This is a genomic window from Cellulomonas composti (assembly GCF_007990245.1).
Lineage (GTDB): Bacteria > Actinomycetota > Actinomycetes > Actinomycetales > Cellulomonadaceae > Cellulomonas > Cellulomonas composti.
The window spans coordinates 26,815-40,982 of the sequence record NZ_BJWG01000011.1 but is presented as its reverse complement, the minus strand read 5'-3'; the positions used below and the strand labels follow the sequence as shown (position 1 = coordinate 40,982).

General features: G+C 73.2%; 14 protein-coding genes and 1 pseudogene. 4 read left to right on the top strand and 11 right to left on the bottom strand.

Annotated elements, in window-relative coordinates:
• Positions 1-44 precede the first annotated feature (44 nt).
• Genes CCO02nite_RS11995 through CCO02nite_RS11985 form a run of 3 tightly spaced genes read right to left on the bottom strand, consistent with a single transcriptional unit; the run spans position 45 to position 3,195 of the window.
• Positions 45-1,226, bottom strand: a complete 1,182-nt coding sequence (locus tag CCO02nite_RS11995) for an amino acid deaminase/aldolase (protein WP_146843385.1) — start codon at positions 1,224-1,226, stop codon at positions 45-47.
• Positions 1,223-2,530 (bottom strand): MFS transporter, encoded by a 1,308-nt coding sequence (locus CCO02nite_RS11990; protein ID WP_146843384.1) that lies wholly within the window; start codon positions 2,528-2,530, stop codon positions 1,223-1,225. Before CCO02nite_RS11990 ends, CCO02nite_RS11995 begins: the two co-directional genes overlap by 4 nt.
• The gene (locus CCO02nite_RS11985) at positions 2,527-3,195 is read right to left on the bottom strand and encodes a TetR/AcrR family transcriptional regulator (RefSeq protein ID WP_146843383.1); all 669 of its coding nucleotides are present in this window, start codon (positions 3,193-3,195) and stop codon (positions 2,527-2,529) included. The genes CCO02nite_RS11990 and CCO02nite_RS11985 overlap by 4 nt, the downstream gene beginning before the upstream one ends.
• A 116-nt stretch (positions 3,196-3,311) precedes the next feature.
• Between CCO02nite_RS11985 and CCO02nite_RS11980 the strand changes: the two genes are divergently transcribed.
• Together CCO02nite_RS11980 and CCO02nite_RS11975 are read left to right on the top strand one after the other, a co-directional pair.
• The gene (locus tag CCO02nite_RS11980) at positions 3,312-4,643 is read left to right on the top strand and encodes a D-arabinono-1,4-lactone oxidase (RefSeq protein WP_146843382.1); all 1,332 of its coding nucleotides are present in this window, start codon (positions 3,312-3,314) and stop codon (positions 4,641-4,643) included.
• Positions 4,644-4,713: 70 nt separating this feature from the next.
• A complete protein-coding gene (locus CCO02nite_RS11975; RefSeq protein WP_222593198.1) occupies positions 4,714-5,658 on the top strand; it encodes an NADP-dependent oxidoreductase in 945 nt (314 codons plus the stop codon).
• Here CCO02nite_RS11975 and CCO02nite_RS11970 read toward each other — a convergent pair.
• The gene (locus CCO02nite_RS11970) at positions 5,625-6,596 is read right to left on the bottom strand and encodes a LysR family transcriptional regulator (protein WP_146843381.1); all 972 of its coding nucleotides are present in this window, start codon (positions 6,594-6,596) and stop codon (positions 5,625-5,627) included. The two genes, CCO02nite_RS11975 and CCO02nite_RS11970, sit on opposite strands and share 34 nt — an antisense overlap.
• A gap of 73 nt (positions 6,597-6,669) precedes the next feature.
• Between CCO02nite_RS11970 and CCO02nite_RS11965 the strand changes: the two genes are divergently transcribed.
• Positions 6,670-7,716, top strand: coding sequence for an EamA family transporter (locus CCO02nite_RS11965; protein WP_443092613.1), 1,047 nt, complete (start codon positions 6,670-6,672; stop codon positions 7,714-7,716).
• Here the strand turns inward: CCO02nite_RS11965 and CCO02nite_RS11960 are convergent.
• The 3 genes and pseudogenes from CCO02nite_RS11960 to CCO02nite_RS11950 all read right to left on the bottom strand — a co-directional run.
• A pseudogene (locus CCO02nite_RS11960) lies at positions 7,638-8,021 on the bottom strand (2-C-methyl-D-erythritol 2,4-cyclodiphosphate synthase); the annotation flags it as partial. The gene CCO02nite_RS11965 and the pseudogene CCO02nite_RS11960 overlap by 79 nt on opposite strands.
• A 29-nt stretch (positions 8,022-8,050) precedes the next feature.
• Positions 8,051-8,857: an IspD/TarI family cytidylyltransferase gene (locus CCO02nite_RS11955; RefSeq protein ID WP_246117521.1), complete on the bottom strand. Its 807-nt coding sequence runs from the start codon at positions 8,855-8,857 to the stop codon at positions 8,051-8,053.
• Positions 8,858-8,887: 30 nt separating this feature from the next.
• Positions 8,888-9,370: a CarD family transcriptional regulator gene (locus CCO02nite_RS11950; protein WP_146843379.1), complete on the bottom strand. Its 483-nt coding sequence runs from the start codon at positions 9,368-9,370 to the stop codon at positions 8,888-8,890.
• Positions 9,371-9,522: 152 nt separating this feature from the next.
• Here CCO02nite_RS11950 and CCO02nite_RS11945 point away from each other — a divergent pair, with 152 nt between their 5' ends.
• On the top strand, positions 9,523-10,044 hold the full coding sequence (locus CCO02nite_RS11945; RefSeq protein WP_146843378.1) for a hypothetical protein: 522 nt from the start codon (positions 9,523-9,525) through the stop codon (positions 10,042-10,044).
• A 9-nt stretch (positions 10,045-10,053) separates the two neighbouring features.
• On the opposite strand, the gene pstB is transcribed toward CCO02nite_RS11945, so the two are convergent.
• The 4 genes from pstB to CCO02nite_RS11925 all read right to left on the bottom strand — a co-directional run bounded on the left by pstB (position 10,054) and on the right by CCO02nite_RS11925 (position 14,040).
• Positions 10,054-10,833, bottom strand: a complete 780-nt coding sequence (gene pstB, locus CCO02nite_RS11940; protein WP_146843377.1) for a phosphate ABC transporter ATP-binding protein PstB — start codon at positions 10,831-10,833, stop codon at positions 10,054-10,056.
• Positions 10,834-10,855: 22 nt separating this feature from the next.
• Complete coding sequence (gene pstA, locus CCO02nite_RS11935; protein WP_146843376.1) at positions 10,856-11,812, bottom strand: phosphate ABC transporter permease PstA; 957 nt, start codon at positions 11,810-11,812, stop codon at positions 10,856-10,858.
• A gap of 1 nt (position 11,813) precedes the next feature.
• Entirely contained in the window at positions 11,814-12,800 is a 987-nt protein-coding gene (gene pstC / locus CCO02nite_RS11930) for a phosphate ABC transporter permease subunit PstC (RefSeq protein WP_146843375.1), read from the bottom strand.
• Between the two features lie 115 nt (positions 12,801-12,915).
• Entirely contained in the window at positions 12,916-14,040 is a 1,125-nt protein-coding gene (locus tag CCO02nite_RS11925) for a phosphate ABC transporter substrate-binding protein PstS (RefSeq protein WP_146843374.1), read from the bottom strand.
• Positions 14,041-14,168: the final 128 nt, after the last annotated feature.

The window sequence follows — 14,168 nt, the reverse complement described above, 5'->3', positions numbered from 1 at the left end:
GCGCCGCCGCGTCGGGTCGGCGCCCTCGGCGGGGTGGGGGCGGGTCAGCCGAAGGTGTGGGATTCGCCGCGGTAGGTCGGGACCGTGGACTCGATCGCCTCGCCGCGGATCAGGTGCACGTCGGCGAAGCGCTCCATGACCTCGCCGGACTTGGCGTGCCGGAACCAGACGCGGTCGCCGATGCGCAGGTCGGCCTCGCCGCGCACGCGCATGGGGGTCTGCACCTCGCCGGCTCCCTCACGGTCGGTCAGCGTGAGGCCGGCCGGCCAGACGGGTCGCGGCTGGCGCGACGCGGTCGGCGGACCCGAGGCGATGTACCCGCCGCCGAAGGCCGTGACCCAGCCGGGCGCGGGAACCCGCACCACGTCGAGCCCGAAGAAGGCCGCGGGCCGGGGCTCGAACGACCGGTACCGGTCGAACAGCGTGGGCACGAACAGCCCGGAACCCGCCGTCACCTCGGTCACGGAGCCGTCGGCCGCCGAGTCCTGCACGGATCCCGAACCGCCCGAGTTCACGAGCTCCAGAGGCAGCCCGGTCGCCTGCTGCACCGCGTCCACGACGAGACCACGACGACTCGCGAGGTCACGCAGGCTCAGACGCTTGACGGCGCGCACCGCGGGACTCGTGTCCGGGAGCCCGGCGACCTGTGCCTCGTAGAACATCACCCCGCGCACCCGGATGCCGTCGCGCCGCGCGATCTGCTCCGCGAGCGCACCGGCGTCCGCGGGCGAGTGCACGGGCGAGCGTCGTACGCCGAGGTGCGCGCGCCAGGGCCCGAGCCCCACGCGCAGCGACGCGTCCACGTCGAGGCACACCTGGATCGTGGTGCCGTGCGCGACGGCGGCCTTCGCGGCGAGGTCCACCTGCGCCAGGTCGTCGACCATCAGGGTCACGGACCGCGCCGCCACCGGGTCGGCCGCGAGCGCGTCGAGTGCGGCCGTGTCGACCGTCGGGTAGCCCAGCAGCACGTCCGTGACGCCGTGACCGACGAGCCAGAGCGCCTCGCGCAGCGAGTAGCCCATGACACCGGCGAACCCGGGCGTCGCGAGCGTCCGCTCGAGCACCGCACGGACCCGCACGGACTTGCTCGCGACCCGCACGGGGGTGCCACCCGCGCGCCGGACCAGGTCCGCGGCGTTCGCGTCGAGCGCGTCGAGGTCGACGACCGCGAGCGGTGCGGGCAGGTGACCGGTGGCGGCGTCGAGCCGCGAGCCGAGGGTGCTCATGCGTCGCTCCCGGGGGTCGTCGGCGTCGCGGCGAGCGCCGCTCCGCCCGCGTGCTCGTCGGACGCGTGCCCGCCGCCCGCGTGCTCGTCGGACGCGTGCCCCTCGGGTGCGCCCTCGCCGGCGTCGTGCTCGTGGCCGCCGAGCGAGTCGAAGCGCCCCGCGAGGACGGCGACGACGACGACGAGCACCGCGGGGATCGCGAAGCCCCAGCGCATCGACGACGACGCGTTGCCGACGACGCCGACGATCACACCGCCGAGCACGGCGCCGAGGTAGTTGAAGTTGTTCAGTCGCGCGACCACGGCGTCCGCGTGCCCGGGGGCCAGACGACCCGCGGCGGAGAAGCACAGCGGCGCGATCAGGCCGAGGCCGGCGCCCGCGATCGCGAAGCCCACGACCGCCTGCCACGGCGACCGGCTCACGAGCACGACGAGCAGGCCCGCCGCACCGATGAGCGAGGCCGCCCGCACGACGTGCCCGCGGCCCCAGCGCCGCACGCACGCGTCGCCGACGAGCCGGGACCCGAGCGCGGTGCACAGGTAGACCGCGTACCCGAGCTTGGTGATGGTGCCGTCCTCGCCGAAGACCTCGTGCACGAAGATCGGGCTCCAGGTGGAGACGGCCTGGTCGTTCACGTAGTACGCCGCGACACCGAGGCCGAGCAGCAGCAGCGGCGCCCACGGGATCACGGGCGCGGGCGCGTCGGCGCGCGGCTGCACGGGCACGACCGTGACGTCGGTCGGGCGCAGCGAGCCGCGACCGACGACGACGGCGGCGGCCAGCGCGAGGACCGTGCCGACGCCGATCGTCCAGGCGACCGGGTCGTCGGGAATGCGTCCCGACGAGACGGCGATCGCGAGGGTGCCGAGGATGCCGCCGGCCGACCAGGACGCGTAGAACCCGGTGAGCAGCGGGCGGCCGTACTCGGCCTGCACCGCGACAGCCTGCATGTTCGTCCCGGCGTCGACCATCCCGAGCGCGAGCCCGTACACGCCGAACCCGACGAACAGCAGCCCGACTTCCGGCGCCGTCGCGATCAGCACGACCGCGACCGCGACCAGCACCAGGCCGAGTCGCAGGGCACCGCGGCTGCCGCCGACCCGCCGCGCGAGCTGGTCGGCGACCACGGTGCCGAGGCCGGCCATCACGCACACGCCCAGGATCGTCGCCGAGATCGTCAGGTCACCGATGCCGTACCGCGACTTGAACGAGTCCAGGCTCGTCAGGATCATCGCGAGGACCAGCCCCTGGACGCCGAACGCGAGCGAGCCGGCGACGCGGGCGCGATGCGCCGCGGGGGTCATGCGGGGGTCACGGACGAGTGCGCGGCAGAAGGGTCGTCGTCGGTCGAGCCGGAGTCGGCAGCGCCTGGTTCCAGCGGAATGGCGAGCGAGGCCAGGTAGGCCCCGAACCCCTCGATGCCACGGAGCGCGGCGACGTCGTCACCGTCGACCAGCCACGCGAGCGAGAACCCGTCGACGACCGCGACGACGACCCGCGCGAGATCGTCGATCGGAATCGCGAACCGCACCTGTGCGGCGGCGCAGACGTGCTCGAGCACGCCCGCCGCGGCGGCCCAGCTGCCGCGGTACTGCTCGATCGCGACCTCCTTGAGCTCGGCCTGGCGCAGGGACGAGGTGGTCAGCTCGTACGTCAGGAGCTGCGCACCGCGCGCCTCGCTGATCGCGTGCCACAGGCCCGAGACCGTTGCGTGGATGACGTCGGCGACGGGAGCGCCGGGCGGGATCTGGTCGAGACCGCTGGGCAGGTTCTGCTGCGTGATGGCGTGCGCCATGGCCCGCATGAGCTCGGCCTTGTCCTGGAAGCAGTAGTGCACGACCCCCAGCGAGACACCGGCCTCGGCGGCGACCGCGCGCACCGTCGCGGCGTCGATGCCGTCCCGGCTCGCGACGGCGAGCGCGGCCTCGATGAGCTGCTCTCGGCGCTCGGCCACGGGCATGCGGTTCATGGGCGTCCCTCTCTTCCGGCGCCGGCACGTCCCCGCGTACCTCGTCACCCCAACGATAGACAAGGATGCCCGTTCGGCTTGACTTGGACAAGCGTTCAAGTCACGCTGGGTGGACCATGGCGACATCTGCGACTTCGACGACGTGGCGCAACTGGGCGCGCACGGCCTCGGCGACGCCCTCGTCCGTGCGGTCCCCGCGCGACCAGGCCGAGCTGAGCGAGATCGTCGCGCTCGCCGCCCTGAACGGCACGCACGTGCGCGCGGTCGGGGCCGGCCACTCGTTCACGCCCGCGGCCGTGACCGACGGTGTCCACCTGCACCTCGACTCGCTGGACACCGTCGAACGCGTCGAGCGCCGCCCCGACGGCTCCGCGCTCGTCACGGTCGGCGCCGGCATCCGGCTCGCGGCCCTCAACTCGCTGCTCGCCGCGCTCGGGCTCGCGATGCGCAACCTCGGCGACATCGACAAGCAGTCGATCGCCGGTGCGATCTCGACGGGCACGCACGGCACCGGCGCGCGGCTCGGCGGTCTCGCGACCCAGGTCACCGCGGTCCGCGTCGTCACCGCCTCGGGCGAGGTGGTGGAGGCGTCGCCCGAGGTCGAGCCCGAGTTGTTCGAGCTCGCGCGACTCGGTCTGGGCAGCGCCGGAGTCCTGTCCGCGGTGACGCTCGACGTGGTGCCGGCGTACGCGCTCGAGGCCCGCGAGGAGCCCTGGCCCCTGGACGCGGTGCTCGAGCAGCTCGACACGCTCGTCGACGGCAACGACCACTTCGAGTTCTACTGGTTCCCGCACACGCGCCGCGCGCTCACGAAGCGCAACAACCGCGTCGCGGCGCAGACGCACCGCCCGCTGAACCCGGTGCGCGCCTGGCTGGACGACGAGCTGCTGTCCAACGGCATCTTCGGCGCCACCAACCGCGTCGTGAGCTGGGCGCCCGGGATCACGCCGCGCGTGAACCAGATCAGCGCCCGTGCGCTGTCCGCCCGCCGCTACGTCGCCCCGTCACCCGAGGTGTTCGCCTCACCCCGACGCGTGCGCTTCCGCGAGATGGAGTACGCGATCCCGCGCGAGACGCTCGTCGACGTCCTGGCGGAGATCGACGCGTGGGTGCGCACCTCGGGCGAGCACATCCCGTTCCCGTGCGAGATCCGGTTCGCGGCGCCCGACGACCTGTGGCTGTCCACCGCGCACGGCCGCGCGACCGCGTACGTCGCGGTGCACCAGTACTGGCGCATGCCGCACGAGCGCTACTTCGCGGCCGTCGAGCGCATCATGGCGCAGGTCGACGGCCGGCCCCACTGGGGCAAGATGCACGGGCTCGAGGCGCCGCGGTTCGCCGAGCTGTACCCCCGGTTCGCCGACGCGCAGCGCGTGCGGGCGGCCGTGGACCCCAAGGGCGTCTTCGACAACCCGTACGTCGAGCGCGTCTTCGGCCCGCGCCCCTGACCTCACCCGCGCGGGTGCACCAGCGCCGACAACCTGGCGGGACCCGGGTTGCAGGTGCACCCTGAGTCCCGTGACTGACACGAGCCCCACCGTCATCGCGGTGGGTTATGGCGGCCCTGACGTGCTCCGCGTGATCGAGATCGACCCCGGCGACCCCGGACCCGGCGAGGTCCTGCTCGACATCCGCGCCGCGGCGGTCAACCCCATCGACTGGAAGCTGTACGCACCGTCGCCGCACGCCGACCCGACCCGGCTGCCGATGCGGCTCGGCTTCGAGGTCGCGGGCGTCGTCGCGGCGGTCGGCCCGTCCGTGCGCTGGCTCTCCCCGGGCGACGAGGTGATCGCGTGGCGCGTCCGCGGCGGCTACACGGGCCGTCTCGTCGTGCCCGAACAGGTGACGGTCCGCAAACCCGCGTCGCTCGACTGGGCCGCCGCGTCCGGGCTGCTGCTCACGGGTGCGACCGCCGTGCACACGCTCACCGCGACCCGCACGGGCACGGGTGACGTGGTGCTCGTCCACGGCGGCTCGGGCGGGGTCGGCCGCATGGTCGTGCAGCTCGCCGCGCTGCGTGGCGCGCGCGTGATCGCCACCGCGTCACCCGCGTCGCACGACGACCTGCGCGCGCTCGGCGCCGAGCCGGTGGCCTACGGCACGGGGCTCGTCGAGCGTGTGCGCGAGGCCGCGGGCGCACCGGTCACGGTCGCGATCGACACGGTCGGGTCCGACGAGGCCCTCGACAGCTCGGTCGAGCTCGTCGCGGACCGCACGCGCATCGCGACGATCGCGGGTTTCGCGCGCGCCGCCGGGCTGGGAGTCCTCGCGCTGGGCGGCGGACCGGGCGCCGACCCGGGGACGCAGGTGCGCGAGGCCGCCCGCGCCCAGCTCGTCGAGCTCGCCGCGGACCAGGCGCTCGACGTCGCGGTGGCCGGCGTCTACCCGCTCGACCAGGTCGCGCTTGCCCACGAGGTGAGCCGCGCGGGTCATGCCCGCGGCAAGCTCGTGCTGACCCCCTGATCGGCGTCGTCCGCGACCGCGCCCGCGTCCTCGCCCGCGATCTGCGCCGCGAGCGCGGTGAGCTCGGCGAGGACACGCCGCACGACGACGCGCTCGGCCTTGTCCCGGCGCACGAGCGCCTCCACGCGGCGCCCCGCGCGCACGCCCGCGAGCGGCACCAGCCGCACCCGGGGGTCCGCGCCGAACGTGTAGCGCGGCAGCAGGCTGACCCCGTGGCCCGCCCCGACGAGCGCCGCCGCGACGTGGAAGTCGTTGATCCGGTGCCGCACCCGCGGCGCCGTGCCGCCGAGCGCCCCGACGAGCGCGCCGACCTCGGCGAGCACCCGCGCGACCGGGAACCCCTCGCGCACCGCGACCCAGTCCTCGTCGACCAGGTCCGACGCCTCGACCACACGCCGGCCCGCGAGCGGGTGCGTGGGTGCGACCGCGACGTCGAGCGGTTCGCGCAGCAGCGGACGCACGACGACCCCGCCGCCCCAGCCCGGCGAACCGTCCGGCCGGTGCGCGATCACCACGTCGATGAGGTCCGTCAGCCCGACGAACGCGTCCTGCGCCACGTCGTCGTCGGAGCACTCGACCCGTACGCCGGGCAGCGCGGCGGTGCGCGCGAGCAGCCCGGGCAGCAGCAACTGAGCGCCCGACGCGAACGCGCTGACCCGCACGGTCCCGGTCGGGCTCGCCCGCAGCCCCTGCGCCGCCGCTCGCGCCCGCTCGAGCGCGACCTCGACGTCGACCGCCGCGGCGGCCAGCGCCTCACCCGCGGCCGTGAGCCGCACACCGCGCCCGACCCGCTCGGTGAGCTCGAGCCCCAGCTCGCGCTCCAGGCCCGCGACCTGCTGCGAGACCGCCGACGGCGTCAGGTGCAGCACGCGGGCAGCGGCCGTGACGCCGCCCTGGGTCCCGACGGTCCGCAGGGCGGTGAGCGCACGCGCGTCCATGCAGTGACGCTACATCGTCAGTTCAGTTTCTTTCGCTGGTGCTGAACGACGACTCGCCCGCAGACTCGTCGCCATGACCTCGCGCGACCGCCTGCTCGCCGTGCTCGTCGCCGTGTGCTGGGGCCTCAACTTCCCGGCCATCCACTTCTCGCTGCAGCAGTTCCCGCCGTTCTTCCTCGTCGCACTCCGGTTCGCGCTCATCGCCGTCCCGACCGTGCTGCTGGTCCGCCCGCCCCGTGCGCCGCGGCGTTGGGTGCTGCTGTACGGGCTGGGGTTCGGCGTGCTGCAGTTCGTCTTCCTGTACTGGGCGATGTCCGCCGGGATGCCGACGGGCCTGGCCTCGCTCGTGCTGCAGTCCTCGGCGCCGTTCACCGTCGTGCTCGCCGCGGCGCTGCTGCGCGAGCGCGTGTCCGGCCGTCAGGCACTCGGCGTGCTGGTCGCCGTCGCCGGGCTCGCCGCGATCGCCGCGCACCGCGCGGACCTCGCGGGCGGCACGACCCTCGTGCCTGTGCTCCTGACACTGTGCGGCGGGCTCGGGTGGGCCGTCGGCAACCTCGGCAACCGGCTCGCGGTTCGCACGGCACCCGGCGAACCCCTGCGCCTGCTCGCCTGGATGTCGGTGGTCCCACCGCTTCCGATGCTCGCGCTGTCACTGCTCGTCGAGGGCCCCGACCGCATCGCGGCGTCGTTCGACGACCTCGGGTCGCCGCGCGGGCTCGCGGCCCTGGGCGGCCTCGCCTTCACCGTGCTCGTCGCGACGCTCGGTGGTTCCGGTCTCTGGACGGCGCTCATGGGGCGCTACCCCGCCGGTCTCGTCGCGCCGTTCTCGATGCTGGTGCCCGTGGTCGGCATCGCGTCGTCGTGGCTGCTGCTCGACGAGTCGACGCCGCCGGTCGAGCTCGTCGCGGGCGTGTTCGTCGTGTCCGGCGTGCTGCTGGCGAGCGCGCGACGTCCCGGTGTCCCGGCGGGTCAGGGCGCCGGGACGACGAGCGCGGTGGCGATCGCCGCGACGCCCTCGCCGCGGCCCGTCAGCCCCAGCCCGTCGCTCGTCGTGGCGGACACCGCGACGGGCGCGCCCGCGGCCGCCGAGAGCGCCGCCTCGGCCTCCGCACGGCGCTGACCGATCCGCGGCCGGTTCCCGATCACCTGCACCGCGACGTTCCCGACGACGAAGCCCGCGGCGCGCACGCGAGCCGCGGCCTCGGCGAGCAGCACCGTGCCGGCCGCACCGGCCCACTGCGGTTCGGACGTGCCGAAGTGCGACCCCAGGTCGCCGATACCGGCCGCCGAGAGCAGTGCGTCCGCGGCGGCGTGCGCGGCGACGTCGGCGTCCGAGTGCCCCGCGAGCGGGCGCTCGTCCGGCCATGCCAGTCCCGCGAGGTGCAGCGTCGCACCGGGCGCGGGGTCCGGGTCGTAGGCGTGCACGTCGACACCGATGCCGGTTCGGGGCAGGTTCACGCGTCCTCCTCGTCGGCCGCGAGGAACGCGGCCATCGCCAGGTCGTGCGCCGTCGTGACCTTCGCCGCACGCGGGTCACCCGCCACGACCCAGACCGGCTCACCGAGCCGCTCGACCAGCCCGGCGTCGTCGCTCGCCGCGAGCGTCTCGTCGTGCGCGGCGTCCGCGGCGGCGGCGTGCGCCCGGCGCAGCAGCGTGAGGTCGAAGCCCTGCGGGGTCTGCACGGCGCGCAGCTGCGCGCGCGGCACGGTGTCCGCGACGCGCGCGGCACCGGACGCGTCGGGCGCCTCGACCCGCTTGATCGTGTCCGCGACGGCCAGGCCCGGGACCACCGCCGGGTGGCCGGCGCGCACCGCTGCGACCACCCGCGCGACGAGCACGGGCGGTGCGAACGCGCGTGCGGCGTCGTGCACGAGCACGACGACGCCGTCGTCGTCGGAAGGGCCGTCGTCGGGAGGGTCGTCGTCGGAAGGGCCGTCGGTACCGGCGGAACGATCGCGGGGCACGGTGAGCGCGGCGAGGCCCGCGGCGACCGACGCCTGCCGGGTCGAGCCGCCGGGGACCACGACGACGCGCGGCAGACCCGCGAGCGCGACGCGGAACTCGTCGACGTACGACGCGGGCGCCGTCACGACGACGGCCGCGACCTCGCACCCGAGCGCGTCGGCCGCGAGCAGCCGGCGTGCGGCGTGCCGCACGAGCGGCTCGTCGCCGACGGGCACGAGCGCCTTGGGCAGCTCGTGCCCGAGCCGCGACCCGCTGCCGGCGGCAGTCAGGACCGCGACGACGACGTCGCTGCTCACGCTGCGATCCGGCCCGTGGTCAGGAGTCGGTCAGGACGCGAGGACCTCGTCGAGAATCGCCTCGGCCTTCTCCTCCTCCGTGTGCTCGGCAAGTGCGAGCTCGGAGACGAGGATCTGACGGGCCTTGGCGAGCATCCGCTTCTCCCCCGCGGACAGACCGCGGTCGGCGTCGCGACGGGACAGGTCCCGGACGACCTCGGCGACGCGGATGACGTCACCCGATGCGAGCTTCTCGAGGTTGGCCTTGTAACGGCGCGACCAGTTCGTCGGCTCTTCCGTGTACGGGGCGCGCAGCACCTCGAAGACCCGGTCCAGACCCTCCTGGCCGACGACGTCGCGAACACCCACGAGGTCGACGTTCTCGGCAGGGACCTCGATGGTCAAATCACCCTGTGCGACCTTGAGCTTGAGGTAGAGCTTGTCCTCGCCGCGGATCGTCCTGGTCTTGATCTCTTCGATCAGCGCTGCACCGTGGTGCGGGTAGACGACGGTCTCCCCAACAGTGAAGGTCATGTGCAGGTGTCCCCTTTCGCAAGGGCCATCCTAGCACGGGACCTTTTCGCCCCCTTCGCGCCGACCCCCGGCTCGAGCGCGCATCCCCGCTGGTCACGGGCCGGTCCTGACACGCAGTCACATCCCCGGCCCGGGCGGCTAGGCTGTGCGCCGTGACCTCGCTGCGCCGCCCTCGCACCCTCGTCGTCGCGACTGCCGCTCTGGCGCTCGCCGCCGCGCTCGCCGGTTGCTCCGCGACGAACCCGATCCAGACCGAGGATCACTACGACGCCTCGGACGGTGTGAGCGCCGCGCTCGGCGACATCACCGCGGTCAACCTCATGGTCCTGTCGGCCGCCGAGGGCGAGCCGGGCGTCCTGCACGGGGCCCTCACGAACCACGCCGACGACTCCATCACCGTCACGATCACGTTCGGCGACGTCTCCGACCCGACCGGCGCGACCGCGGCCCCGGACGCCTCGAGCGAGACCGTCGACGTCGCCGCCGGCGCGACGGTGCTGCTCGACGGCACCGACGACGACGGGCACGCGGACGTGCGCACCGAGGCGACCACGGCCCCCGCCGGCGCGGTCACCCCGATCACGCTCTCGACCCAGCCCGGCGGCACCCTCGCCGTGCAGGTGCCCGTCCTGGACGGCACGCTCCCCCAGTACAGCCCCGCGCCGACCTCCTGAGCGGTCGGCTCAGCCGAACCGGCCCGAGATGTAGTCCTCCGTGGCCTGCTCGCGCGGCGAGGAGAAGATCGTCGGGGTGTCGTCGATCTCGACCAGTCGGCCCGGCTGCCCGGTGGCCTTGAGGTTGAAGAACGCGGTGCGGTCCGAGACGCGCGCCGCCTGCTGCATGTTGTGGGTCACGATCACGATCGTGTAGTCGGCCTTGAGCTCCGAGACGAGGTCCTCGATCGCGAGCGTCGAGATCGGGTCGAGCGCCGAGCACGGCTCGTCCATGAGCAGCACCTGCGGCTTGACCGCGATCGCACGCGCGATGCACAGCCGCTGCTGCTGACCGCCCGAGAGGCCCGAACCCGGCCGGTTCAGCCGGTCCTTGACCTCGTTCCAGAGGTTCGCGCTGGTCAGCGCCCGCTCGACGGTCTCGTCGGCGTCGCTCTTGGAGATCCTCTTGTTGTTGAGCTTGATCCCCGCGAGCACGTTCTCGGCGATCGACATCGTCGGGAACGGGTTCGGGCGCTGGAAGACCATGCCGACCTGCCGACGAACCGCGACGGGGTCGATGCCCGCGCCGTACAGGTCCACGCCGTCCATCGCGACGGTGCCCTCGACGTGCGCGCCGGGGATCACCTCGTGCATGCGGTTGAGCGTGCGCAGGAAGGTGGACTTGCCGCAGCCCGAGGGGCCGATGAACGCGGTGACGGACCGCGGTTCGACGGACATCTCGACACCGGCGACGGCGAGGAAGTCGCCGTAGTAGATGTTGAGGTCCTTGACGTCGATGCGCTGTGCCATGGTGATGGGTCTCCTCTGGGTCTCAGGCCCGGGTCTTCGGCGCGAACCAGCGGCTCACGCCGCGCGCCACGAGGTTGAGCAGCATGACGACGAGGATCAGGACGAGCGCCGCGCTCCAGGCGCGGTCGTAGTTGATCGTCGGGATGCAAGCGTCGTCGCCCGGCGCACAGGGCACAAGGCCCGCGGCGTACTGCCGGTAGACGTACACGGGCAGCGTCATCATGTTGCCGTGGAACACGTCGTCGTTGATCGAGTCGGTCGCGCCGACCGTGATGAGCAGCGGTGCGGTCTCGCCGATCACGCGTGAGACCGCGATCATCACGCCAGTCGTGATGCCGGCGACCGCCGTGCGCAGCACGACGCGGATGATCGTCAGCCACTTCGAGACACCGAGCGCGTACGAGGCCTCGCGCAGCTCGTTCGGCACGAGCCGCAGCATCTCCTCGGTCGACCGGATGACCACGGGGATCATCAGGACCGACAGCGCGACCGCGCCGACGAGCCCGCTCTTCGACTGCGGCCCCACGACGAGGTAGAACAGCGAGAACGCGAACAGACCGGCGACGATCGACGGGATCCCGGTCATCACGTCGACGAAGAAGGTCACCGCCCGCGCCAGGCTCCCCTTGCCGTACTCGACGAGGTAGACGGCCGTGACGATGCCGATCGGGACCGAGATGACCGCCGTGAGCAGCGTGATGAGGATCGTGCCGAGCAGTGCGTGGTAGACGCCGCCGGCGTCCATGCCGCCGTACACGTTGCGCATCGAGTGCGTGAGGAAGTACAGGTCGAACCGGCCGATGCCCTTGCTGATCACGCTCCAGACGAGCGAGACGAGCGGGATCATCGCGAGGACGAACGCCCCGTAGACGAGCACCTGCATGACGCGGTCCTTGCGGCGCCGCTTCGGGTCGACCTGGCTCAGCACGTCGCGCAGTGCCGAGGACGGCGTGGCGGGGGCGGTGTCGAGGGTGGCCACGTCAGTTCGCTCCCGAGAAGTCCTTGCGCCGCGCGACGATCGCGCGTGCGCCGAGGTTGACCAGCAGGGTGATGACGAACAGCGCGAGACCGGTCGCGATCAGCGCCGAGCGGCCGATGTCGTCGGCGTCGTTGAACTTCGCGGCGATGTTCGCCGCGATCGTCTGCTGCTGGCTCGCCACGAGGAGCTTGAACGAGTAGAGGAACCCGGGCGACAGGATCATCAGGACCGCCATGGTCTCGCCGAGCGCGCGGCCCAGTCCGAGCATCGCGGCCGACGTCACGCCCGAGCGGCCGAACGGCAGCACCGCCATCCGGATGAGCTCCCAGCGTGTGGCACCGAGGGCGAGGGCCGCCTCCTCGTGCAGGCGCGGCGTCTGCAGGAAGACCTCGCGGCTCACGGCCGTGATGATCGGCAGGATCATCACGGCGAGCACGAGCGCGGTGGTCATGAGCACGCGTGGCGGGTTGGACGCGTTGCCGTGCTCGTCGCCCGCGAACAGCGGGATCCAGCCGAAGTAGTCCACGAGGAACTGCCACACGGGCTGGACCTTGGGTGCGAGCACGAGCACGCCCCACAGGCCGAAGACCACCGACGGGATCGCGGCGAGCAGGTCGACGACGTAGCCCAGGGCCGATGCCATCCTGCGCGGTGCGTAGTGCGAGATGAACAGCGCGATCCCGACCGCGACCGGCACCGCCAGGCCGAGCGAGACGATCGCCGCCAGGATCGTGCCGAAGATCAGGGGGCCGACGACGTCGCCGAGGTTGCCGCCCTCGGGGATCCACGCGATCTCCGAGGCCAGGTCGTCGTGCGTCAGCGCCGGAAGCGCCTCGAGGACCAGGAAGATCGCGACCGACGCGAGCGTCGCCAGGATCAGCATGCCGGACCCCACGGCGAGGTACCGGAACGCGCGGTCGAGCCCGCGGTCGGTGGTCCGGGACCGCCGACGACGAGGCGGGGGGTCCGGTGTGACCGGCGGGGTCATCGCTGTCGCGGGCGAGGCCAACGGAGCTCTCCTGTCAGGGCGGGGATCGTGAGTCGTCGTCCGGTGGCCGCCACGAGGGCGCCCACCGGACGACGACCGGCCGAGCTGGGGCCGACTACTTCGTGGTGATCGAGTCGATCGCCGCGACGACGGCCGTGCGCAGCTCGTCGGAGATCGGCGCCGAACCCGCTGCCGTCCCCGCCGACGTCTGGCCCTCGGCGCTGGCCACGTAGCTCGCGTAGCCCTTCACGAGGTCCGCCTTGTCCTGCGAGTCGTACGTGTTGCAGACCACGAGGTAGGACACGAGGATCGCCGGGTACGCGCCCGGGGCCGTCGTGGTGCGGTCCACCGAGATGACGATGTCACCGTCGGCGCGGTCGGTGGTCTGCGGCGAGGCGTCCACCGTCGCGGCGGCGCCCTCCGCCGTCGGGGCGTTGAACTCGTCGCCCACACCGAGCGCGACCTTGCCGAGCGACCCGACCGCGGAGGCGTCCGCGTAGCCGATTGTGCCGGTCGCGGCCTGGATCGTCTGGACGACGCCCGAGGTGCCGTTGGCACCCTGGCCGACGCTCACCGGCCACGTGTTCGAGACCTCGTAGGTCCATGCGTCGGGCGCGGTCTTGGACAGGTAGTCCTGGAAGTTCTTCGACGTGCCCGAGTCGTCCGAGCGGTGCACGACCGTGATCGGGCCCGAGAGCGTCGCGTCGGGGTTCAGGGCCGTGATCGCCGCGTCGTCCCACGTCGTGATCGCGCCGGAGAAGACCTTCGCGACGACGTCCGCGCTCATGTTGAGCTCGCTCACGCCGTCGATGTTGAACGCGACCGCGATCGGGCTGATGTAGACGGGCAGGTCGAGCGCCGAGCCGCCGAAGCAGCGGTCGGCCGCGGCCGCGAACTCGTCGTCGTCGAGCGCGCTGTCCGAGCCCGCGTAGTCGAGCGAGGCGTCCAGGAAGCCCTTGCGGCCCGCGCCCGAGTCGGTCGTCGTGTAGTTCACCGTGCTGTCGGGGTTGGCCGTCTGGAAGCCGGCGATCCACGCCTGCTGGGCCTTCTCCTGCGCGCTCGAGCCGCCGCCGTTCAGCGTGCCGGACAGCGTCGCGGCCGGAACGGTGGCGTCGTCCGTCGCACCTTCCGTCGCGGCCGGCGTGTCGGTGTTGTTGTCCGTTCCGCACGCCGTGAGGGTGAGGGCGAGGACGCCGGCAAGGGCGACCGCCCCGACACGGCCGTGGAGGGAGAGCTTCACAGTGGTCCGTCCTGTCGTTCTGGTGCGCACCGGGGTGTGCGCACCAGCAGGTTGTCCCCTGGACGTGACCACTCGCCCGGCGTTCGGTGAACCCCGGGTGAACGCTCGCCGACGAACCCGCACGCGAG

Bases quoted from the DNA above. Each gene is read 5' to 3' on its own strand.
- CCO02nite_RS11995 (WP_146843385.1), bottom strand. From the start codon at position 1,226: ATGAGCACCCTCGGCTCGCGGCTCGACGCCGCCACCGGTCACCTGCCC.
- CCO02nite_RS11990 (WP_146843384.1), bottom strand. From the start codon at position 2,530: ATGACCCCCGCGGCGCATCGCGCCCGCGTCGCCGGCTCGCTCGCGTTC.
- CCO02nite_RS11985 (WP_146843383.1), bottom strand. From the start codon at position 3,195: ATGAACCGCATGCCCGTGGCCGAGCGCCGAGAGCAGCTCATCGAGGCC.
- CCO02nite_RS11980 (WP_146843382.1), top strand. From the start codon at position 3,312: ATGGCGACATCTGCGACTTCGACGACGTGGCGCAACTGGGCGCGCACG.
- CCO02nite_RS11970 (WP_146843381.1), bottom strand. From the start codon at position 6,596: ATGGACGCGCGTGCGCTCACCGCCCTGCGGACCGTCGGGACCCAGGGC.
- CCO02nite_RS11965 (WP_443092613.1), top strand. From the start codon at position 6,670: ATGACCTCGCGCGACCGCCTGCTCGCCGTGCTCGTCGCCGTGTGCTGG.
- CCO02nite_RS11950 (WP_146843379.1), bottom strand. From the start codon at position 9,370: ATGACCTTCACTGTTGGGGAGACCGTCGTCTACCCGCACCACGGTGCA.
- pstB (WP_146843377.1), bottom strand. From the start codon at position 10,833: ATGGCACAGCGCATCGACGTCAAGGACCTCAACATCTACTACGGCGAC.
- pstC (WP_146843375.1), bottom strand. From the start codon at position 12,800: ATGACCCCGCCGGTCACACCGGACCCCCCGCCTCGTCGTCGGCGGTCC.